The sequence below is a fragment of the Acidovorax sp. genome (assembly GCF_046339755.1).
Taxonomy (GTDB): Bacteria; Pseudomonadota; Gammaproteobacteria; order Burkholderiales; family Burkholderiaceae_C; genus Acidovorax.
Genome location: NZ_JBKDTZ010000237.1, coordinates 1 through 19251, shown reverse-complemented (window position 1 = coordinate 19251; position 19251 = coordinate 1). Strand labels below are relative to the sequence as shown.

21 protein-coding genes and 1 pseudogene are annotated in these 19251 nt (G+C 68.5%); 14 read left to right on the top strand and 8 right to left on the bottom strand.

Features of this window, described 5'->3' with window-relative positions; translation table 11 throughout:
* Positions 1-179: 179 nt before the first annotated feature.
* The 8 genes and pseudogenes from ACK59X_RS20275 (at position 180) to ACK59X_RS20240 (ending at position 5555) form a co-directional block, all read left to right on the top strand.
* Entirely contained in the window at positions 180-572 is a 393-nt protein-coding gene (locus tag ACK59X_RS20275; protein WP_409960187.1) for a hypothetical protein, read from the top strand.
* Between the two features lie 32 nt (positions 573-604).
* Complete coding sequence (locus ACK59X_RS20270) at positions 605-922, top strand: hypothetical protein (protein WP_409960185.1); 318 nt, start codon at positions 605-607, stop codon at positions 920-922.
* Complete coding sequence (locus ACK59X_RS20265) at positions 919-1413, top strand: terminase small subunit (protein ID WP_409960183.1); 495 nt, start codon at positions 919-921, stop codon at positions 1411-1413. The genes ACK59X_RS20270 and ACK59X_RS20265 overlap by 4 nt, the downstream gene beginning before the upstream one ends.
* Positions 1406-2143 (top strand): terminase large subunit domain-containing protein, encoded by a 738-nt coding sequence (locus ACK59X_RS20260; RefSeq protein WP_409960181.1) that lies wholly within the window; start codon positions 1406-1408, stop codon positions 2141-2143. Before ACK59X_RS20265 ends, ACK59X_RS20260 begins: the two co-directional genes overlap by 8 nt.
* 12 nt (positions 2144-2155) lie before the next feature.
* Positions 2156-2761, top strand: a pseudogene (locus ACK59X_RS20255) (DUF1643 domain-containing protein).
* A gap of 83 nt (positions 2762-2844) precedes the next feature.
* Entirely contained in the window at positions 2845-3594 is a 750-nt protein-coding gene (locus ACK59X_RS20250) for a terminase (protein WP_409960179.1), read from the top strand.
* A 181-nt stretch (positions 3595-3775) separates the two neighbouring features.
* Positions 3776-4690, top strand: a complete 915-nt coding sequence (locus ACK59X_RS20245; RefSeq protein ID WP_409960177.1) for a type IV toxin-antitoxin system AbiEi family antitoxin — start codon at positions 3776-3778, stop codon at positions 4688-4690.
* The gene (locus ACK59X_RS20240) at positions 4680-5555 is read left to right on the top strand and encodes a nucleotidyl transferase AbiEii/AbiGii toxin family protein (protein WP_409960175.1); all 876 of its coding nucleotides are present in this window, start codon (positions 4680-4682) and stop codon (positions 5553-5555) included. Before ACK59X_RS20245 ends, ACK59X_RS20240 begins: the two co-directional genes overlap by 11 nt.
* A 9-nt stretch (positions 5556-5564) precedes the next feature.
* Here ACK59X_RS20240 and ACK59X_RS20235 read toward each other — a convergent pair whose 3' ends face one another.
* A complete protein-coding gene (locus ACK59X_RS20235) occupies positions 5565-7205 on the bottom strand; it encodes a methyl-accepting chemotaxis protein (protein WP_409960173.1) in 1641 nt (546 codons plus the stop codon).
* 444 nt (positions 7206-7649) lie between these two features.
* Here ACK59X_RS20235 and ACK59X_RS20230 point away from each other — a divergent pair, with 444 nt between their 5' ends.
* Entirely contained in the window at positions 7650-8687 is a 1038-nt protein-coding gene (locus ACK59X_RS20230; protein ID WP_409960171.1) for a hypothetical protein, read from the top strand.
* 30 nt (positions 8688-8717) lie between these two features.
* Here the strand turns inward: ACK59X_RS20230 and ACK59X_RS20225 are convergent, their stop codons facing one another.
* The 3 genes from ACK59X_RS20225 to ACK59X_RS20215 form a co-directional block, all read right to left on the bottom strand.
* A complete protein-coding gene (locus tag ACK59X_RS20225; protein ID WP_409960169.1) occupies positions 8718-9044 on the bottom strand; it encodes a hypothetical protein in 327 nt (108 codons plus the stop codon).
* A gap of 70 nt (positions 9045-9114) precedes the next feature.
* Positions 9115-9588, bottom strand: a complete 474-nt coding sequence (locus ACK59X_RS20220) for an AtaL-like protein (protein ID WP_409960167.1) — start codon at positions 9586-9588, stop codon at positions 9115-9117.
* A gap of 33 nt (positions 9589-9621) precedes the next feature.
* Positions 9622-10539, bottom strand: coding sequence for an SDR family oxidoreductase (locus ACK59X_RS20215; protein ID WP_409960165.1), 918 nt, complete (start codon positions 10537-10539; stop codon positions 9622-9624).
* 109 nt (positions 10540-10648) lie between these two features.
* Here ACK59X_RS20215 and ACK59X_RS20210 point away from each other — a divergent pair, with 109 nt between their 5' ends.
* Positions 10649-11575, top strand: a complete 927-nt coding sequence (locus ACK59X_RS20210; protein WP_409960163.1) for a LysR family transcriptional regulator — start codon at positions 10649-10651, stop codon at positions 11573-11575.
* A gap of 308 nt (positions 11576-11883) precedes the next feature.
* On the opposite strand, the gene ACK59X_RS20205 is transcribed toward ACK59X_RS20210, so the two are convergent.
* From ACK59X_RS20205 to ACK59X_RS20190, 4 genes are all read right to left on the bottom strand, one after another.
* Entirely contained in the window at positions 11884-12204 is a 321-nt protein-coding gene (locus ACK59X_RS20205; RefSeq protein ID WP_409960161.1) for a hypothetical protein, read from the bottom strand.
* A 43-nt stretch (positions 12205-12247) separates the two neighbouring features.
* Positions 12248-13060, bottom strand: coding sequence for a YkgJ family cysteine cluster protein (locus ACK59X_RS20200; protein WP_409960159.1), 813 nt, complete (start codon positions 13058-13060; stop codon positions 12248-12250).
* Between the two features lie 13 nt (positions 13061-13073).
* Positions 13074-13292 (bottom strand): hypothetical protein, encoded by a 219-nt coding sequence (locus tag ACK59X_RS20195; protein WP_409960157.1) that lies wholly within the window; start codon positions 13290-13292, stop codon positions 13074-13076.
* A 172-nt stretch (positions 13293-13464) separates the two neighbouring features.
* On the bottom strand, positions 13465-14538 hold the full coding sequence (locus ACK59X_RS20190) for a GNAT family N-acetyltransferase (RefSeq protein ID WP_409960155.1): 1074 nt from the start codon (positions 14536-14538) through the stop codon (positions 13465-13467).
* A 77-nt stretch (positions 14539-14615) separates the two neighbouring features.
* Here ACK59X_RS20190 and ACK59X_RS20185 point away from each other — a divergent pair, with 77 nt between their 5' ends.
* The 4 genes from ACK59X_RS20185 to pgaA all read left to right on the top strand — a co-directional run.
* A complete protein-coding gene (locus tag ACK59X_RS20185) occupies positions 14616-15071 on the top strand; it encodes an ATP-binding protein (RefSeq protein ID WP_409960215.1) in 456 nt (151 codons plus the stop codon).
* 18 nt (positions 15072-15089) lie between these two features.
* A complete protein-coding gene (locus tag ACK59X_RS20180; RefSeq protein WP_409960153.1) occupies positions 15090-15338 on the top strand; it encodes a hypothetical protein in 249 nt (82 codons plus the stop codon).
* Positions 15339-15369: 31 nt separating this feature from the next.
* Positions 15370-17187, top strand: coding sequence for a diguanylate cyclase domain-containing protein (locus tag ACK59X_RS20175; protein WP_409960151.1), 1818 nt, complete (start codon positions 15370-15372; stop codon positions 17185-17187).
* Between the two features lie 303 nt (positions 17188-17490).
* Positions 17491-19251, top strand: a 1761-nt coding sequence (gene pgaA, locus ACK59X_RS20170) for a poly-beta-1,6 N-acetyl-D-glucosamine export porin PgaA (protein ID WP_409960214.1), incomplete at its 3' end; no start/stop codon positions are given.

Genomic DNA, 19251 nt, shown 5'->3' with positions numbered 1-19251 from the left:
TTGCGCCAAGCCATGCAGGCCTCTCGCCGGGGCGTTTTCCGAGGCGAATTTCTTCCTGTCCGCCGTGCCGCTGCATGGTGCCAAACCCAACATCCTTGCGGCTTGCGAGGCCATGCCGCGGCGGCGGTGCACGCATCGCTGCATTTTTTGCAACCCTTGCCGAACCCATGACTCCTGCCATGCATGCAAACAAGCCGTTACACCCTTCTGTTCCCCTGGCTGCGGCCACCGGCGCCCCGGCAGCGACGATGGGCGCGCGCACCATCACCAGCATCCGCGCAGGCGGCCTCAAGTCGCGTGTGGAAAAGCTGTTGCACAGCCAGGCCGGGCAGCCGCTCACGCTGGGCCAGATCGGCGCTGCGCTGGACCTGCCCAAGACCTCGCACCCCGAAATCAGCAGTTGCCTTGCCAAGCTGCGCGAGGCCGGCCGTGTGCAGACCAGCACCGGCCCGGCATCGAGCGCGCGCGGGCGGCGCCAGGTGCAGTGCTACAGCATCCTGCTGCGCCGCGTGGGGGGCGATGTCTGTGTGTCGGAGATGGATGCGCGCCGGGCGCTGGCCATGGCCCGTTGATCACCTGTAGAACGCCCACCAGGAGACTTGGCATGGACATTGAATACGGCAGCGAAGAAGAAAACCTGCACCTCATCGAACTGCAGGCCCCGGGCGGCGTGGCGCCCCTGCAGGCCGGTGTGACCGCCTCGGGCATGGTCTACCTGCGCGGCGATCTGCATCCTCTGGGCAGTGCCACCGCCCTCATCAAGGCCGCGTGCGAGCATGTGCCCTATGCGGCGGTCAGCGCAGTGAGCGTGCTTTTCCCGGCCGACTGGCTGCGCGGCGAATGCCTGCACGATGCGGATCGCCTGCGCGTGATTGCAGCGATGGAGCGTGTGGTGCGCGGGGCAAGGACGGGGGCGGCATGAGCGGTGGCAAGACCCTGCCCCACCTGATGGCCGTGCCCCTGGCCGGCACCTGCCCACCCACTCCCGGGCTGCGCGAGGGAGGAAGCGCTGCCGGCGCACCCGAGGACGGCGTGACGCCTGCCATGGTGCTGCGCGAGCTGGCCGGCATTGCCTTCTTCGACATCCGAAAGCTCTTCAACGACGACGGTAGCCTGAAGCGCGTGCAGGACCTGGATGGCGCCACCGCAGCCGCCATCGCCTCCATCGAAGTGGTGGAGATCGGCCCCGGTGGCCAACTGGAGCTGGGCAAGAAATTCAAGTCGCCCGAAAAGCTCAAGGCCCTGGACCTGCTGGGCACGCACCTGGGCATGTTCGCCAGGAAGGCCGGCGACGATGCACCCGATCCGCTGCGCAAGGCCTTGGCGCAGATGCCTGCCGAGCGTGCCGAGGGCATGCTGGCGGCACTGGAGCAGGTGAAGTCGATCAAGGATAAACCGCACGGTGATGCCTGAACTGCCGGATCCGCTCACGCAACTCCCCGAGGCGCTGGCCGACGCCTCCCTCGAAGAGATCGAGGCCATCGAGGGTCTGCTGCGCGACAAGCTGTCGGGCTGGCGCATGCGCCGCTACTTCCAGGACGAGGGGCTCTTGCGCCGCGAGCTGTATGGCCGGCACCTGGCCTTCTTCAAGGCTGGCGCCACGCACCGCGAGCGCTGCTTCATGGCCGGCAACCGCGTGGGCAAGACCATTGGCGGCGCATACGAAACCGCCCTGCACCTCACCGGCCGCTACCCGCACTGGTGGGAGGGCCGGCGCTTTGCCGGGCCCATCCAGGCCTGGGCCGCGGGTAAAAGCCTGGAGACCACGCGCGACATCGTGCAATTGGAGCTGTACGGGCCTCCGGGCCAGCCTGGCACCGGGATGATTCCGGCCGACGACATCGCCAAGGCCCGCCCCCGCGCGGGCGCCAACGGCGCGCTCGACTACCTGTGCGTGCGCCACCAGAGCGGCGGCGAATCGGTCATCGGCTTCAAATCCTACGACCAGGGCCGCAAGGCCTTCGAGGGCACAGCGCGCCACTGGGTGTGGCTGGACGAGGAGCCGCCGGTGGCGGTGTACAACGAGTGCCTGACGCGCACCGCGACCACGCAGGGCTTGATTGCGATCACCTTCACGCCGCTGGAGGGGGCGACGGAGGTGGTGCTGGATTTCTTGACGAAGGGGGTGGTGGTGGGGGCGTGATAGCCATCCGACATGCCCTGGATCGGGATGTGTGACACCATCGTTGGGATGAAGGTGCTCCACCAGCCAATGCAGCAGTCTCCTGGCGCTCACGATCCCGGTGGCAGCAGAAAGCCTGCTTGGCCGGCAGGCTCCCAGATTGACGCAGAGTTTTCTGAATGCGGGATGTACCGCTATGCCTTGGGGGAGGTCTGGAATGCCGACCTACCTATGGTCATGTTCCTCATGATGAACCCATCTGTCGCGAGCATCGCGCACGCCGACCCAAAGCTGATCAAGTCGGGAAAGTTCGCAAGGGCCTGGGGGTATGGCTGACAGCTCGTGGGCAACGTGCATGCCTACCGAGTCACCAATAGCAAACTCCTGGCAGATTCCGGGGACCCAGTAGGCCCAGGCAATGACGCCGCATTGCTGAAAAAGGCTGACAGGGCTGAGGTCGTCGTTCTTGCCTATGGCTTGCCGCCAAAGCCGTTGCGGCCAAGGGCCCGGGCGATCACCAAGTTGCTGGGCGAGAGAAGCAGGCTCAAGGTCCTTCGGCTTACCGTCGACGGCACACCACGCCATCCGCTGTACCTGCCAAGCCATCTGCTGCCGATGGACTATATCCCTGCACAGTAGGTCGGTGCAGTGGCGTACTGCTCGCCCTGCTGCAGATCACCTCACACACCGCCCGGCAGCAGCCTGCCCAACCAGGATCCCCCATGAGCAAAGCAGTCATCCAGGCCGGCTGGAACGATGTCCCCCACCTCGACGAAACTGCCAAGCGCGAGCTGGCTGAGAGCTACCCCGTGCACGAGCGCGAGGCGCGCATGAACGGCGTGCCCGTGCTGGGCAGCGGCAAGGTGTTCCCGGTGGCCGAGGAGTCCATTGTGGTTGCACCGTTTGCGCTGCCCGCGCACTGGCCGCGCATCGTGGGCCTGGACTTCGGCTGGGACCACCCGGCCGCGGCCGCCTGGCTGGCGTGGGACCGCGACACCGACACCGTCTACGTGTACGACACCTTCCGCGTGCGCGAGACCAGCGTGGCCATGCAGGCCCCGCTGATCGCCACGCGCGGCCGCTGGATGCCCGTGGCCTGGCCGCACGACGGGCTGCAGCACGACAAAGGCAGCGGCGAGCAGCTGGCCGGGCAGTACCGTGCCCTGGGCGTGAACCTGCTGCCCGAGCGCGCCACGTTCGAGGATGGCAGTAATGGGCTGGAGGCGGGCATCAGCGAGCTGCTCACGCGCATGCAGACCGGGCGATTCAAGGTCTTTGCGACCTGTGGCGACTGGTTGGAGGAATGGCGGCTGTACCACCGCAAGGATGGGCTGGTGGTGAAGCTGCGCGATGACCTGCAGAGCGCCACGCGGTACGGCGTGATGATGTTGCGGTTTGCGGTGGTGGAGCCGCGGGGCTCGACGTTGGGGGGCCGGTCTGCGGGGTATGGGGGGAGGAGAGGGGGATACTAACGACGAGCCCCTGTCCGAGGTTGCTTTCCTTGTCTTGAATGTTCGTTTATTATGAATGTTCACAAAAAATGAACATTGTGAAAAAATGAACAAAATCGCAGTGATTAGGCAAGCCCTGGATGCCGCAAAGCCTGTCCTGCAAGGCAAGGTTCTGGCTTCGCGAGGCGCCAGAGACGATGGCATGGACGCAACCGTCGAACTCGGCTGGCAGGGGCAGGACCTCGTTTCGTTGGCGGTGCAGGTGCGTCTCGTCGAGCGCAACAGCCTGGTCTGGTACCGCATGGAGAAGGAGGTCAAACAGGTCGAGGGACAACCTTGGCTCTTGATCGCGCCCTATGTGTCGCCCAATCTGGCGTTGGAGTGCCAGCGTACCGGGATCAACTTCCTGGACACTGCGGGCAATGCGCATCTTGATCTGCCAGGAACGCATGTGTTCATCACCGGCAAGCCTCGCCACAAGGAGCCGCACATTCCCTCGGACCAATCCGCCCTGCGCAAGGCCAGCACCTTGCGGGTGATCTTTGCGCTGCTGACAATCGAAGGCTTGGCACAGCAGCCCGTGCGTGCCATTGCCGAGGCGGCCGGTGCGGCGTTGGGATCCACGTCGAATGCCATCGAGGACCTGGCTGCGCTGGGTTTCATCACAGGCGCGGCGCGCAAGCGGCGTCTTGCAAATAGGCAGGCGTTGCAGACGGAGTGGGCCCGGCAGTACCCGATTTCGCTGCGGGGCAAGCTCAAGCCGCAGCGGTATGCCTGCGGGGATGCCGATTGGCGAGGGAGCAGTCTTCTGACTGATGAACACGAGGTGGCGCTGGGCGGTGAGGTAGCTGCCGCTGCGATCACGCAATACATCAACCCGGCGAGCGCATGCGTCTACAGTTGGATGGACCGGGGCCAGTTGCTGCGCAAGCACCGCCTGCGCCCGGATCCTGGCGGGCCCATCGAAGTGTTGGATGCCTTCTGGCCCCGATCAGACAATGCGGCGCCGGCCGTGGCGCCCTTGCTGCTGGTCTACGCGGATCTGATGGCCAGCAATGAAGGCCGCAGCGTGGAAGTGGCGGGCATGCTGATGGAGCGGCTCAAGAATGGTGCTTAAAGTCCGTGCCGATCGCCCCATTGAGCCGGGCCTGCATGCGATTCTTGCGCACGCGAAGGCGGCCACGCAGGCACTCGGCATCGGCGTGTTCGTGGGCGGAGCCATGGCCCGGGACATCATGCTCACGCACGTGCACGGGCAGGCCGTGCGCAGGGCCACGCGCGATGTGGACATCGGCCTGTACATCGACAGCTGGGAGCGCTTCGCCGCATTGAAGGATCGCCTTGCTGCGACGGGGGCGTTCTTCGCAGTACAAGGCAAGTCGCACCGCATGCACTACCTGCGGCCCGGTGGAATCCCGTTGGACCTCATCCCTTTCGGGGGCGTGGCAGGAGAGGATCAGACCATCACCTGGCCGCCTGGCCATGACGTGGTGCTGAACGTGGCCGGGTTCAGGGAGGGGCTGGACAGTGCAGATCTGGTGGATCTGGGCGCGGGGCTGGCGATGCATGTCTGCACACTGCCCTCGTTGTCGGTGCTCAAGCTGCTGGCCTGGCGTGACCGTGGTCGCGACAACAACAAGGATGCCACAGACTTCCTGGCGCTGGCGCAGGCCTATGCCACCGCCGGCAACATGGACCGGCTCTACGACGAAGAGGCGGGGTTGCTGGAGATGGCTGGCCACGACCCCGACTTGGCCGGCGCGGCGTTGCTTGGCAAGGACGCTGCAATGCTGTGCAGCCCGGGCACCGCACAGCAAGTGCGTGTCATTCTCGCGGACCCTGAACCAATGCTGGACGCGCTTTTGCGCGTGCGCAACCAACTGGCAATGGGTGGTGATGCGCAGCGGCTGCGCGCATTCATCGCGGGCTACCGCAACGGGTTTCTGGGCCAGCGGGACGCTGAGCGCGGTGGTGACCGCTGAAGTTTTGCATCACACCGCCCGCAACCCCCTGCCACGCGGCGGCACCACGGGCCTGGCGCCGCGCTGACCCGGCACCGCTGGCCGCGCCGACGGCAGCACCCCCGCCTCCAGCCTGAACACCTGCACCGCATCCGTCACCGCACCGGCCGTGCGCACCAGCCCCTGCGCCGCTGCCGCCACCTCTTCCACCAGGGCCGCGTTGTCCTGGGTGATGGTGTCGAGCTGGCCCACGGCGGTGTTGACCTCGGAGATGCCGGCCAGCTGTTCCTGGCTGGCATGGCTGATCTCGCCGACGATGGCGCTCACGCGGCGCACTCCCTCGACCACCTCGGCCATGGTGGCGCGGGCGGCCTGGGTGCGCTGCTGGCCTTGCGCTACGCGCTGGGCCGACTGGTCGATCAGGCCCTTGATCTCGCGCGCCGCACCTGCGCTGCGCTGGGCCAGGGCGCGCACCTCGCCGGCCACCACTGCAAAGCCCCGGCCCTGTTCGCCCGCGCGCGCGGCCTCCACGGCGGCGTTGAGCGCGAGGATGTTGGTCTGGAAGGCGATGGAGTCGATCACCTGGGTGATTTCGCCGATGCGCGTGGAGTCGCCCTCGATGTCGCGCATGGTCTGGCCCACGCTGTCCACCGCCTCGCGGCTGCGCGTGGCGGCTGCGTTGGCCTGGCCTGCCAGGGCCGTGGCCTGGCGGGCTGCGTCGGCGCTCGGGCGCACGGTGCCGGTGATCTGCTCCATCGCGGCGGCTGTCTGCTCAAGGCTGGATGCCTGCGACTCGGTGCGTGCCGACAGGTCGAGGTTGCCCTGCGCGATCTCCTGCGCGCCCAGGCGCATGGCGTCGCTCTCGTCGCGCGCATCGCGCACGATGGCGAAGAGGTTGAACGACAGTTGGCCCAGTGCCTGCTCCAGATCGCCCAGTTCATCGTTGCGGCTGCGGCGCACCATCGCCGTCAGGTCGCCGGCCGCAACCCGGTTGGCGACCTGCGTCAGGCCCGCGATGGGCTGCACCAGCCGCCGCGCCAGGTACCACCAGGCGGCGCCGAACAGGGCCAACTGCAGCGCCCACCCGGCGGCGCCGGGCAGCAGCCCGCCGGCCACCAGCGATGCCAGCAACAACGAAAGCAGCACCAGCGCCAGCCGGGCCGACAGGCCCAGCGTGGCCAGCCCATGCGCCGCGCGCCCCACCCGCGTGTGCCGCAGCACGCGGCCGGCACTCAGCCCGTGCACACGCCGCCCGGCCTGCTTCTCTTCACGCATCGTGGCATACAGCTGCTCGGCCGCGGCGATCTGCGCGCGCGTGGCCTCGGTGCGCACCGACATGTAGCCCACGGGCCGCCCGTCCTGCAGCAGCGGCGTGGCGTTGGCCATCACCCAGTAGTGGTCGCCGTCCTTGCGCCGGTTCTTCACCGGGGCCGACCAGGGCCGGCCCGAGGCGATGGTGGCCCACATGTCGCGGAACGCCTCCTCGGGCATATCAGGGTGGCGGATCATGTTGTGCGGCTGTCCCACCAGCTCGTCGCGCGCGTAGCCGCTGACCGCCACGAAGGCCGCGTTGCAGTGGGTGATGCGCCCCTGGGTGTCGGTGGTGGACACGAGGGTCTGGCCTTTGGGGAAGGCATATTCGCAGCCCGTGGTGGGCAGGTTCAGGCGCATGTCTGTCGTCTCCTCTGGTCGATGCAGGCCATTGTCTGGAACCCCATCGCGGACCGCCTTGACGAAGGTCAATGTCTGCTTGACCGGCGTCAATCCGAGCGGTGTCAACCCTCCCGGCGGCGGGTTGACAAAACCAGTGCCGCAACGAGGATTGAGGGCGTGGTTCAAAGGTGCGGTAACTCTATGTTTCGAAAGCAAAACGGGCCGTTGCATTGGGGTAAGGTCGCGGGTGCAAGAGGCCAGGGAACAGCCTGCCAGCCCCCTGGGCTGTGCTGCCTGCAAGGCCGTTGCCTGGCGTTCCCTTTTTCACCGCTTGCCACCGCAAGGACTACTGCAACCACCGGCAATGCATTCGGCGCACACGCCGCGCGGGGCACCCCGCCGCCACGCCCTGTGCAGGTCAGCCCCTCAGTCCATCCACCACTTCAGAGAAAGGTATTTTTCGTGAACCTGGCATCCTCGCTTCGCAAGACTGCAGCCATCGCTCTAGCGGCCACCGCCTGCATGGCGGCGCACGCGCAATACACGCCGTATTTCTCCATGACCGGCATCACCTGGGAAGACGAAACCACCTTCCGGCTCGATGGCGCGCGCATCCAGGGCCTGGGGCTCACCGCGGCGGACGAGGTGTCCCTGCGCTACCAGTTCCGCCCGGCGGATGCGAGCTTCGGGTTGATCGGCGCCCAGGCCAATGCGGGTGCGGGCGTGGTCTTCCGCGACCAGAACTTCACCAGCGTGGAGGCGCAGCCCGCCACCATCAGCTACACGGCCAACGGCACCAGCTACACGGGCAACAGTTCGTCTCGCTCGTTCACCGCCACCGCTGCGGCTCCGTTCGTCGCCACCGCCATGCTGCAGCCCGGCCATGTGATATCGCTGGGCATCACCCGCCAGTCGGCAGACTGGCGCTACGAGATGATCGACCCCGACGGCAAGGTCATGGTCACCTACGACGGCGAGCCCGGCGTCGGCGTCATCTCCGCCGCACGGCGCATCACCCGGGCGGGCGTGCACACGGTGCGCATCAGCCCGCGCAATGCGGGCAACCTGACGTTCGACCTCGAGCTGTTCAACGGCAACAACAAGCCCATGCAGCAGCTCACCAACGGCTCGCGGATCTCCACCTCGTTCGAGAACAACATCCGCCATTACTACAAGGGTGTGGTGCAACTGCAGGCGGGCAGCCGGCTCAGCCTGACCCAGGCCAGTTCCGACATCGGCATCTGCGTGCTTGACGAGCTGAGCCGCAAGCAGGACTGCAGCACCGGCCTGCCCGTGTCCACACGGGTGGACAGGGCGGGCAACTACTACGTGTTCATCTACAACGTCAAAGGCTGGGGCGGCTCGTACACGGGCACGGTGTCGGTGGTGCAGGAGCAGGCGTCCCAGGTGTCCACCGACGGCAGCGTTGCCCGCACCGCAGCATCTGCGCGCCCAGCGCCGGTGGACACGGGCGCAGGCGCTTTCAACCCGGCGCCTTGAGCTGTATCGCCGGGAGCGCAGGCCCGGCGTTCACGCCTGCCAGACACCGAAGCCTGCCGAGCGCAGATCGATGCCGATCTCGATCTCGCGCTCCACCGCATCGTCGTAGCGCATGGGGTTGAAGCCCTCGTACAGATCGGGCAGCAGGCGCAGGCCGTACAGCATGACGAAGCGGTTGGCCTGGATGCCGGCCTTGTGCTTGTCGAAACGCACGTCCGGGTCCAGCCCGGTCATCCCCACGTACACGCAGGGCCTGCCCTCGATGTAGCTGGGGTTGCAGCGCAGGAACTTGCGCTCGCGCAGCACCGCCATCGACAGTTCGACGACATAGACATTGTGGTGCGGGCGCCTGGGCATGGGGTGATCATCATATGCATTGCGGCAGCCGCCAGTGCATGGGGCGGATCGATTGACCCATGGCCCTGGCTCACAGCGCGCCCTGCGCCACCAGTTCCCGCGTGCGCTTCAGGGTGGACAGCAGGGCCGTCTTGTAGCCCTTGTCGCTGTCCATCCATGCCTGCTCGGCCTGCTCCTCGGGGCCGCCGGGCGCCTTGCCGCGCAGGCCGGTGTAGCAGTAAAAGCGCAGTTGCAGGGCGCCAGCCTCGTCCTCGAACAGCTCGTTGACGATCACCCCCTCGCGCGGACCCGTGGCCTGGAAAAAGCTCACCTTGTGGCCGGGCTCGAACGCGATGATCTCGCGCAGCTCGGCGCCGCCGATGGTGGCCTCGCGCACGATGTGATCGGCGCCGTCGTAGACCACGTCGCAGCGGGTGCACAGGCCGGGCGGCAGGAATTGGCGCGCGTCACGTGCTTTGAGGACGAGCCCGGCCCAGGCCTGGTCGCGGGTGAGCGGTGCCTCGCCGGCGGGGTTGACGGGAACGGTGGCGGTGGAATAGATCATGGTGTTCTCCTGGGTGAATGGAATGAGGTGGGCTCAGGCCTGCGCCGATGCAGCGACGGCGACCTCGGTTACAAACTCGCGGTAGCTGTGCAGCGGCCGGCCCAGCAGCGTGGTCAGGCGCTCCACATCGCCCGCCTCGGGCACCATGCCGTCGGTGAGAAAACGCTCGGCCATCAGGCGCATGTCGTAGGCCATCCAGCCGGGCATGAAGTGGCGCAGGTTGGCCTCGAAGGCGGCGGTGTCGTCGCCGCCGTGCACGATGGGGCGGCCCAGCACCTCGGCCCAGAGGGCGGCCACGCCGGCGCCGGTCAGGGTGTCGGGGCCCACCAGGTTGATGCGCGTGGTGGGCAGCGGGCCGCTGGCCTGGGCGCGGCGCAGCAGCTCGATGGCGGCGACCTCGGCAATGTCGGCCGTATCCACCATGGCCAGGCCCTTGGCGCCGATGGGCATGGGGTACACGCCGTGGGCCAGCACCACGTCCTTGATGGTCCAGTCGTTGCCCATGAAGTAGGCCGGGCGCAGGATGGTGGCGCCAAAACCCATCTGCTCGATCATGCGCTCCACGCCGTACTTGCCCGCGAAGTGCGGCACGTTGACATAGCGGTCGGCATGGATGACCGAGAGGTAGACGATGCGTGTGATGCCTGCCTGGCGTGCCAAGTTCAGCGCCACCAGTGCCTGGGTGAACTCGTCGGGCACCACGGCGTTGAGCAGGAACAAGGTGTCCACGCCCTGGAACGCGGCGCGCAGCGAATCCACGTCGAGCAGGTCGCCCTGCACGGCCGTCACGCCAGCGGGCAGGTCGCCGGCCTTGGTCAGGTCGCGCACCAGGGCACGGACGTTGGCGCCGCGCCGGGCCAGTTGCTGCACGACCTGGCGGCCCACGGTGCCGGTGGCACCAGTGACGAGGATGGCGGGGGAAGAAGAGGCTTGGGAAGAGGCGATGGTCATGGAAATTTCTCCGGGTTGGGTGGTTGACAGCCCGAACTTTAGGGATCCCATCCGTGATCCGATAGCCGTTATAGTTGGACGCACTGTCTCACCAGCGGAACACTTCGCCATGGACCTGCATGCCCTTGCCGACTTCAACCTCGTCGCCCGCCACGGCGGCTTTGGCCGCGCCGCGCGCGAATCGGGGCGGCCCAAGGCCACGCTGTCGCGCCGCGTGGCCGAGCTGGAGGCCGCCCTCTCCCTGCGTCTGCTGGAGCGCGGTGCGCGCGCCGTCAAGCTCACCGAAGAGGGCCGCGCGCTGCACGAGCGCACCGGCACGCTGCTCACCGAGATCGACGAGGCCGCCGCTGCCATCGCCTCGGGCGGCGGGCAACCGCGCGGGCGCCTGCGCATCAGCGCGCCGCTGCTGTTCTCGCAGACTGCCATGGGCCGGCTGGCTGCCGACTTTGCGCTGCGCCACCCCGCCGTGCGGCTCACGGTGACCACCGAGGACCGCAGCGTGGACATGGTGGAGGAGGGCTACGACCTGGTGATCCGCGTCAACCCGCCGCCCGACGCCAGCCTGATCGGCCGCGTGCTGCTGCGCGACCGCCTGGTGGTGGTGGCCCCGCCCGGCCTGGCGCGGCCACGCAAGGGCAGCACCACTGCCGTGCCGGCCGTGGTGCGCGGCGCGGGCACGGCGCAGCAAGGCAACGCATGGGAGATGACAGCACCGGCAAAAGCCAAAGGCAAGCCCGCCGCACCCCAGACCCTGGCCACCGACCCCGTGCTCAGCCTGGCCTCGCTCATCATGGTTCGCGACGCCGTGCGCCGCGGTGTGGGCGTGGCCCGCCTGCCCATCTCGCTGGTCGGCCACGATATCGCTGCCGGCACCCTGGTGCACTGGGGCGACGTGCCCGGCCCGGCCATCGAGCTGTGGGCGCTGTACCCGTCACGCCGGCTGCTCAGCGCGCGGGTGTCGGCGTTTCTGGAGCATCTGAAGCAGGCGTTTCCGAAGGGGGCTCCGGAGGAATTGGCGGCGTATGTCGGAGGGTAAAGGCCAGGCCGCTGAACCGACTGCCACGCGGTGCAAGCCAGTCGCGCTCTGCCGGAAGCGGCGCGACAGATCCAGGCTGCTGTACTCGGTGACCTCGAAGAAGTGCCGTCCGTAGCCCCGCAAGCGCTCCCAGCGCCCGATGCGTTGCGCTTCGACCTCTCGCGGCCGGTGGCCGCTGACGGGGGCTGTGGCATGCAGCCGCACCGGCCGGATGCCCGGCAGCGGCAGCACCATGGCCCTGCGGTATCTCGGCGATACTGCCGCAAGCGTGGGGTAGGCCGCCAGGTGGGGCTTGCAGCGCATCGATGTCAGCATGCGAGCGCAGGGGCAGGGCCTGGGTGCTTGTCAGCGTGGCCAGCAGGCTGGCGTCCCACAGGCCGTGCGCCAAGGTCTTGTGCGTTGAGGGGCGCGGGCAGCAGGGCCAACTGCTCGTACACGCGCCCATCGTTGGAGGCGGTGCGCTCGTCCAGCAGGATGTGCAGGTAGGACTGGATGACCCGCAGGCGCAGGCCGGGCAGGCCGATCCAGACGATGAAGGGCCGCGCCTTGGGCAGGGCCCACCAGCGCTGCAGGCGGCTGGCGCCCGGCGCGGCCCATTCCTCTGGGTGGCGCCAGAGCCAGAATGCCAACAGGCCGGCAGGCAAGCCCACCGCAGGGTTGGTGGTCGATCGATCAACCAGCGGCGCTGGCGGGCTGTGGTTGCAGGTCCAGGTACTCCACGCCCAGCCGGCCGGCCTGGCTGGCGTCCAGCGCATCGGCGTGGATCTCGGCCAGGATCTCCAGCGTGGTGGCGCGTGGGCTCAGCAGGCGCCAGTCGCCGGGCGGATCCTGCGCCGGGGCCATTGCGGTGGCGCAGGCCATGGCGGCGCTCGACTCCTCCAGCGCCGCCAGCAACGCAGCGCGCGGCGGCTTGTGCACCACAAAGCCTTCGTTGGCCATGGCCGCCACGCGTATGCCCAGGGCATCGCACAGGCGCTGCTTGGCGGGCATCTCCTGCACGGCCAGGTGGCGGGCCTGGTCGATCAGGGGCTGGGTGGCATGGTCCACCAACTGGCCCGCGCGCACAAAGGCCGGGCCGCGCGCATCCCAGGCCTCGGGCGGGCAGGCCTTGGATTCGGCGCCCAGGGGCTCGAAGGGGTTGATCGAGGCCGGGTAGATGCGGCAGACCAGCGGCCGCTCGGCATAGATGCCGCAGCGGTTGTCGTCCATCAGGTTCGGGCAACGGCCGGGGAACGATGCGGCCAGGATGACGCCCACCCGCACCGCCATGACCGCGCTGGCGGCGGCAAAGCTGCGCTGCCGCTTGTAGGCCGCGAAGGCATCGTCCGCGGGCGGCTCGGCAGGCCATACCACCGCGTCGCACAGCAGGTGCACATCGCCGCCGCGGCGCAGCCAGGCCATGGCTTCGTGCACGGTCAGCGGCACCCGGTGGTTCTGGCAGCACCGGCCGCACTGCGTGCAGGCAAAACTCAAGCGCTGCTGCACGGGCGCGGCTCCGCTACCCCGTGACCATGCCGCCCGCGTCCAGCGCCGGCGGGCGCAGCAGGTCGGCATCGATGCCCATCACCTGGCTGGCCTTCTCCACGGCGCGCCACAGCGCGGCGGGCATCTGCAGGATCTCGTCGGGCGTGGAGGAATGCGCGATCCACGCGCTGATCTCGGTGTGCTGCTCGTGCGTGAGCAGATCCAGGCTCAGCATTTCGTCGATGGTTTTCATGGGGGCTCGGTCAAACGGTGGATCTTCAGGGGGCGGGCTGCAGGAGCAGGGTACCACTTTGCCTCAGAACCTGTTTACGATCTCCCAGGGGTCGCGCAGCGGCCTTGGCGGGATGGGATGCCAGGCGCGGTGCGCTGCCGATGGCGGCCATCGGTAGCGCCTGGCCCCTTGCTCAGCCGGCAGCGACCCTGTCCGGCCCCGGCACCAGCGGCTTGCGGTACACGCAGTTGCGCCGGTCCACCACAAAGCCGCAGTCCTCGTACACGCGGTTGGCACCGCTGCCGTTCTGGCTGTCCACGCCCAGGCCCGACTCGGCCATGCCGGCGGCGGCCTGGGCGCGCAGGCTGTGTGAGATCAGCGCGCGGGCCAGGCCGCGGCGGCGCCAGGGTTCGACCACGCTGATGAACTCGGTCCAGCCGCGCTGGCGGCCGTTGCCCTGGTTCCAGGTGGGGTCGATGTAGGTGCGCACCTGTCCGGCCACCTGGTGGGTCTGCACGTCCCAGGCGACTTGCCACAGATGGGGCTGGAACACCGGGCTCTTGAGCCACTGCAGGTAGTCCGCCTCTTCGGGCGGGCAATATCCCCAGTGGCTCTGGAAGGCCCGGCAATGTGCGTCCCAGATGGCGCGGTAGTGGTCGGGTTGCACCGGCCGCAGCTCCAGCCCTTCGGGCAGGGGAAAGTCGGCTACCTGGTCGAGCGTGGGGCGCACCATGGTGAAGAAATAGCGCTCGGGCGTGTAGCCGGCTTTTTCCAGCAGGGCTGCGCGCGCGGTCTCGCCCTGGGTGACGAAGGCGTGGTGCGCATGCCGTGCCGCCAGCGGGTGCTCTGCTGCGGCCTGGGTGCGCTGGCGCTGTTCCAGCCAGGCGTGCAGCCTTCTGCCGATGCCCTGGCGGCGCCAGTGCGGCGCGACCACGGCGAACTGGGCGTACAGCTGCAGACCGTCTGCCTGCGCCCAGGGCCAGGAGCGCACGTAGCCCGCAATCTCGGTGCCGGCATCGGCGATCCACACGTCGCGTTCGGGCACGCAGCTGGTGAACGATGCGTAGTCGCGGGCCACCTCGGGCACGGTGCGAAAAAATCCGGTGTCATCGGCCGAGAAGCTGGCGTTGGCGCAGGCCACCATGGCCTCGTAGTCCGAGGGGCCGGCAAAGGGCCGGAAGGTCACGCGGGGGAACTGGCGGGTGTCCATCAAGGTCATGTCCTCGTCCTCGTCTTCGTCTTCGTCTGAGGGCTGCTGTCGCTGCATGCGTGCAGCGCTTGGGATGTCTCTGCCGGGGATGGTAGCGCGGCCTTTGGGCATGCGCGGGCGGGAGCGCGTCACCCATTCGGGGGGGCAGCGGCATTGCGCCGGACGACCTGGACAAGGTGTTCGAGCCCTTCTTCACCACCAAGCCGGTGGGCCAGGGCACGGGCCTGGGCCAGGTGCATGGCTTTTGCCAGGGGGTGGGCGGCTGCGCGCACATCTCCAGCGAGCTGGGCAAGGGCACGCGCATCAGCCTGTACCTGCCCAGCACGGCCCCCCGCGCAACCGGGGACGAGGCCGCCGCAGACACCACCTTCAAGCCCCTGGGCAGGAGCCTGCTGGTGGTGGACAACGACGAGGTGGCAGAGTCGCTGGTGCCCCTGCTGCAGTCGCTGGGGTGCACCGTTACCCGGGTCGACCGGGCCGACAAGGCCATCTACCTGCTCGATGAAGGCAAGCGGCCCGACCTGGTGCTGACCGACGTGATGATGCCCGGTGCGCTCAACGGCGAGGTCCTGGCCAGGCACCTCCGCTAGAAGTGTCCTGCGCAGCGGGTGGTGATGATGACCGGGTATGCCGAGCAGCTGGCGCGCATCTCGCAACTGGGCTTTGACGTGCTGACCAAGCCCTGCACGCCGCAGATGCTGCATGCCGCCATCGGCAAGGCGGGGGGGGAGCCGTGCATGTTTGCAAGGAGGAGGGTGTTTTCCACGGGGGCTGCCGCTTGGCGCTGCGTCGATAATGGGATGGCCGCACCTTCCCCCTTGCTGAATTTCCTTGCCGCATTCCATCGACCTTTCTGACGCCAAGCTGAGGCGTTTTGCGATTCACCTGGTGTGTGGCAACCTTGCCATCATCGGGCTGCTGTTCGTGGCGGGGTGGTTCGGGCTTAAGACCAGCCTGCATGCCGACGAGGCCCGTGCCGCCGAGGTCGCGCAGAACATGGCCGCAGGCCTGGCTGCGGAAATCGCCGGTGAACTCAGGCTGGTCGACAACGCGCTGTCGAGCGCCACGTCCGCTTACCGGGCCGGGTTGGCCGATGAGGCCGGACCCCTGGCCATCGACAAGGTGCTGCGCCACCAGGAAAAGCTTTTGCCCGAGGTGGACGCCATTCGCATTGCCGGACCCGACGGCATGGTGCGCGCGGGGCTGGCCCAGGGCGCCGCGCCGGTGAGCATTGCCGACCGTGGCTATTTCGAAGCCGCACGCCTCACCGATGGCCTGGCCGTTTCCGAGCCGCTGCAGGGCCGGATCACCAGGCAGTGGGGAATCGTTCTGGCAAGGCGCATCGAAAACCGGGATGGAAGCTTTGGCGGCGTGGCGTATGCCAACCTGTCCAGCGCGCATTTCGCGCGCAGCTTCAGCCGGTTGAAGCTGGGCAAGTCGGGCGCCATCTCGCTGCGCTCGAAAGACCTGCGGCTGATTGCGCGCTTCGTGCCCGACGAGCCCATCAGCGACAGAAACCTCGGCTCCGCCAGCGTGTCCAGCGAACTCCGGGACGCCCTGGCGCGCAACCCTGCACAAGGCTGGTACCGCACCCCCACGGCGCTCGACGGCATCGAGCGGGTGACTGCCTACCACCGGGTTCCCGGGTTCGAGCTGACGGTTCTGGCGGGCTTGGCGCCGAGCGACTTCCTGGCGCCCTGGCGGCGCGATGTGCAGATCATCGCCGCGCTGCTGCTGCTGGCCGGCGTGTCGATGGTGGGGGCATCGTTCGGCCTGTATGTCCAGCGCCAGCGCCATGTGCTGGCCGAACGGCGCATCGCCGGCCTGCTCCAGCAACAGCAGCTGATGCTGGACAACGAGCTGATCGGCATGGTGCGCACCAAGAGCCGCACCACGGTCTGGTCGAACAAGGCGTTCAAGGCGATCTTTGGCTACGGCCCCGATGAACTGGATGGAGAGCCTTCGCGCCTGCTCTATCTGGACGACGAGTCTTACGAACGGGTCGGGGCGCAAGGGTATGAGCACCTTCGCGACAACCGCCGCTACCGCACCCAGCTCAAGATGCGGCGCAAGGACGGCAGCCCGGTCTGGATCGATCTGAGCGGGACGCCGGTCTCGGGCGACGAATCGCTGTGGATGTTTGTCGACATCTCCGCCATGAAGGGGCGGGAGGACCAGTTGGCGCAACTGGCCCTGCACGACGCACTCACCGGCCTGGCCAATCGCACGCAGTTTGCCGAGCGCCTGCGCGCGGCGCTCGAGCAACTGGGCGTGGCATCGAGCCTGGTGGCCGTGTGCTACATCGACCTCGACGGCTTCAAGGCCGTGAACGACGCGCTGGGGCACGCCGCGGGCGACCAGGTGCTGGTGGAGACGGCCAGGCGCTTGCTGGCCTGTGTGCGCAGCCAGGACACCGTGACGCGCCTGGGGGGCGATGAATTCGCCATTGCGCTTACCAACGTGCAAGACCGGGGCCAGGTGGAGACCGTGCTGGACCGGGTGCTGGAGCGGCTCAGGCAGCCCATTGCGCTGGCCGGGGGCGAAGCCCGCATCCGCGCCAGCATCGGCGTGGCGTATGCGCCGGACCATGGTACCGAGCCGCAACTGCTCATGCGCCTGGCCGATGAAGCCCTGTACGAGGCCAAGCGCGCCGGCAAGGACTGCTACAGGGTGGCGTCCCCGGCGCAATCGTCTCTGCTTGCATAGACACACCGGGGGGAGGGCCGCATGGCGCAGGCCGCCTGGTCCATGGCCTCTTCGCTGACACAGGCGCGGCCCGCACAGCTACAGCGCCCCGTCCCCCCATCGGCCACCATGGCTGATGCTATTCATCTCCCTGCTTTCACCATGCACAGCGCGGGCCTGTGGGCCTGCCGCAGCTGCGCATGGCTGCTGCCTCCCTCGGTCCCTTCAAGACTTCGCCCCTGAAGCCGCCCGGTGTTAGGCGCGGCCCGCCATGCGCCCGGTGCTTCCGGGAGGGCATTCAAGGCCGCGTTGGCCACCGGCGCAATGGTCTGTGCGCTGGCGCACGCATCTCCCCCGCTGAACGACAGTTACGACACCATGGTGCGCCGCGCCCGGGAGGGTGACACCGCGCCCGCCCTCGCGTTTTTGCGCGCGCAGCCACTCACTGAAGCCGAAGGGGCGCGCCACGTGGCCGACTGGATCGATATCGCCGGCTGGGCCGGGCTCGATGGCGAGGTGGTGCAGGTGTACCGCCAGCATGGCCTGCAGCGCGCGCTGCCGGTGAGCACGCTGGGCACCGTGGCACGCGCCCACCGCAACCTGCGCGAGTGGGATGACGCCCTGGCCGTGTATGCCCGCGCGCTGGCCCTGGCGCCCGGCGATGCGCAGCTGCGCATTGGCCAGGTGCAGGTGCTGGCCGACGCGGGGCGCGACGAGCAGGCGCTGGTCAATGCCCAGGCCCTGGTGGCCGATGCGCCCATGGTGGCGCAGCGCCGCCTGGCCCTGGCCTATGTGCATACCGCCGCACGCCGCTTCTATGCCGCGCTGACCGAGGTGAGCCGCGCCCGCTCGCTGGCCCCTGACGACAACGCCGTGCAGGTGGCCTATGCCGATGCGCTGCAGTCGGCCGGCCTGCCAACGCAGGCGCAGCAACTGGTGGATGCGCGCCCCGCGCTCATGAACACCGCGCAGCAGCGCCGGCTGCAGGCCGACATCGGCGCCGAGCTGGTGCGGCTGTCCTTTTCGCCCACGCGCAGCGAGGGCGAGCGCTTTGCGCTGGCCGACCGGGCGCTGCTGCACTACGAACGCGCGCTGACCACCTGGCGCGCCGACCCCGACGCCGCGCGCGATGTGCAGCGCATGCGCGTGGACCGCATCGGCGCGCTCACCGTGCGCGCGCGCATGGCCGATGCCGTGGCCGAGTACGAGGCCCTGCGGCGCGAAGGCGTGCCCGTGCCCGACTACGCCCTGCGCTGGGCCGCCGGCGCCTACCTGTATCTGCGCCAGGCCGAGGCCGCGCGCCTGCTCTACAGCGAGCTGCTGGCGCGCAGCCAGGCCGACCCGGCCACCCCGGCGGGCAGCGTGATCGACACCTCCGGCCTGTTCTACGCACTGGTGGAGACCGAGGCCATGGACCAGGCCGTGGCCCTGGCCGACCGCACGGCGCAGGCACTGGCAAAGACCCCTTCAGGCCTGGGCGCCTGGCCAGGCGCCGCCATGATGGCCGCGCAGGCGCACAGCTTTGCCGACGACACGCCCGAGGCGCAACTGCGCTTCGAGCGCATGGTGGCCATGGCCCCCGGCCACCTGGGCGCACGCATCGCTTTGGCGGGCGTGTACCGGGGCCGCGCCTGGCCGCGCCGCGCTGAAGAAGAGCTCAAACTGGTCGAGGCCATGGAGCCGCGCGCCCTTGGACTTGAACTGCAGCAGGGCTTTACCGCGCTGGACCTGCAGGAGTGGGCACAGGCCGATGCGCTGGCCGACGACGTGATGGCGCGCTACCCCGAAAACCGCCAAGTGCAGCGGCTGGACCGCCTGCGCCGCGTCTACCGCATGCCCGAGCTGCGCATCTCGGGCTACCGGGGCCTGTCGTCCAGCCCCAACCCCACCATCGGTAATGGCGACTACGGCATCGACACCGTGGGCTACAGCGCACCGTTGGCGGACGACTGGCGCCTGTTTGCCGGCCACGGCTTTGGCAGCGGCGACTTTGCCGAAGGGCGCGGCCTGCACCGCAGCCTGCGCGCCGGCGCCGAGTGGCGGGTGCGCGACAACACGGTGGAGGGCGAGCTCTCCACCCACGAC

Coding starts and splice junctions, on each gene's coding strand:
- ACK59X_RS20275 (WP_409960187.1), top strand. CDS start 180: ATGCATGCAAACAAGCCGTTACACCCTTCTGTTCCCCTGGCTGCGGCC.
- ACK59X_RS20270 (WP_409960185.1), top strand. CDS start 605: ATGGACATTGAATACGGCAGCGAAGAAGAAAACCTGCACCTCATCGAA.
- ACK59X_RS20265 (WP_409960183.1), top strand. CDS start 919: ATGAGCGGTGGCAAGACCCTGCCCCACCTGATGGCCGTGCCCCTGGCC.
- ACK59X_RS20260 (WP_409960181.1), top strand. CDS start 1,406: ATGCCTGAACTGCCGGATCCGCTCACGCAACTCCCCGAGGCGCTGGCC.
- ACK59X_RS20250 (WP_409960179.1), top strand. CDS start 2,845: ATGAGCAAAGCAGTCATCCAGGCCGGCTGGAACGATGTCCCCCACCTC.
- ACK59X_RS20245 (WP_409960177.1), top strand. CDS start 3,776: ATGGACGCAACCGTCGAACTCGGCTGGCAGGGGCAGGACCTCGTTTCG.
- ACK59X_RS20240 (WP_409960175.1), top strand. CDS start 4,680: ATGGTGCTTAAAGTCCGTGCCGATCGCCCCATTGAGCCGGGCCTGCAT.
- ACK59X_RS20235 (WP_409960173.1), bottom strand. CDS start 7,205: ATGCGCCTGAACCTGCCCACCACGGGCTGCGAATATGCCTTCCCCAAA.
- ACK59X_RS20225 (WP_409960169.1), bottom strand. CDS start 9,044: ATGCCCAGGCGCCCGCACCACAATGTCTATGTCGTCGAACTGTCGATG.
- ACK59X_RS20220 (WP_409960167.1), bottom strand. CDS start 9,588: ATGATCTATTCCACCGCCACCGTTCCCGTCAACCCCGCCGGCGAGGCA.
- ACK59X_RS20215 (WP_409960165.1), bottom strand. CDS start 10,539: ATGACCATCGCCTCTTCCCAAGCCTCTTCTTCCCCCGCCATCCTCGTC.
- ACK59X_RS20210 (WP_409960163.1), top strand. CDS start 10,649: ATGGACCTGCATGCCCTTGCCGACTTCAACCTCGTCGCCCGCCACGGC.
- ACK59X_RS20195 (WP_409960157.1), bottom strand. CDS start 13,292: ATGAAAACCATCGACGAAATGCTGAGCCTGGATCTGCTCACGCACGAG.
- ACK59X_RS20190 (WP_409960155.1), bottom strand. CDS start 14,538: ATGCAGCGACAGCAGCCCTCAGACGAAGACGAAGACGAGGACGAGGAC.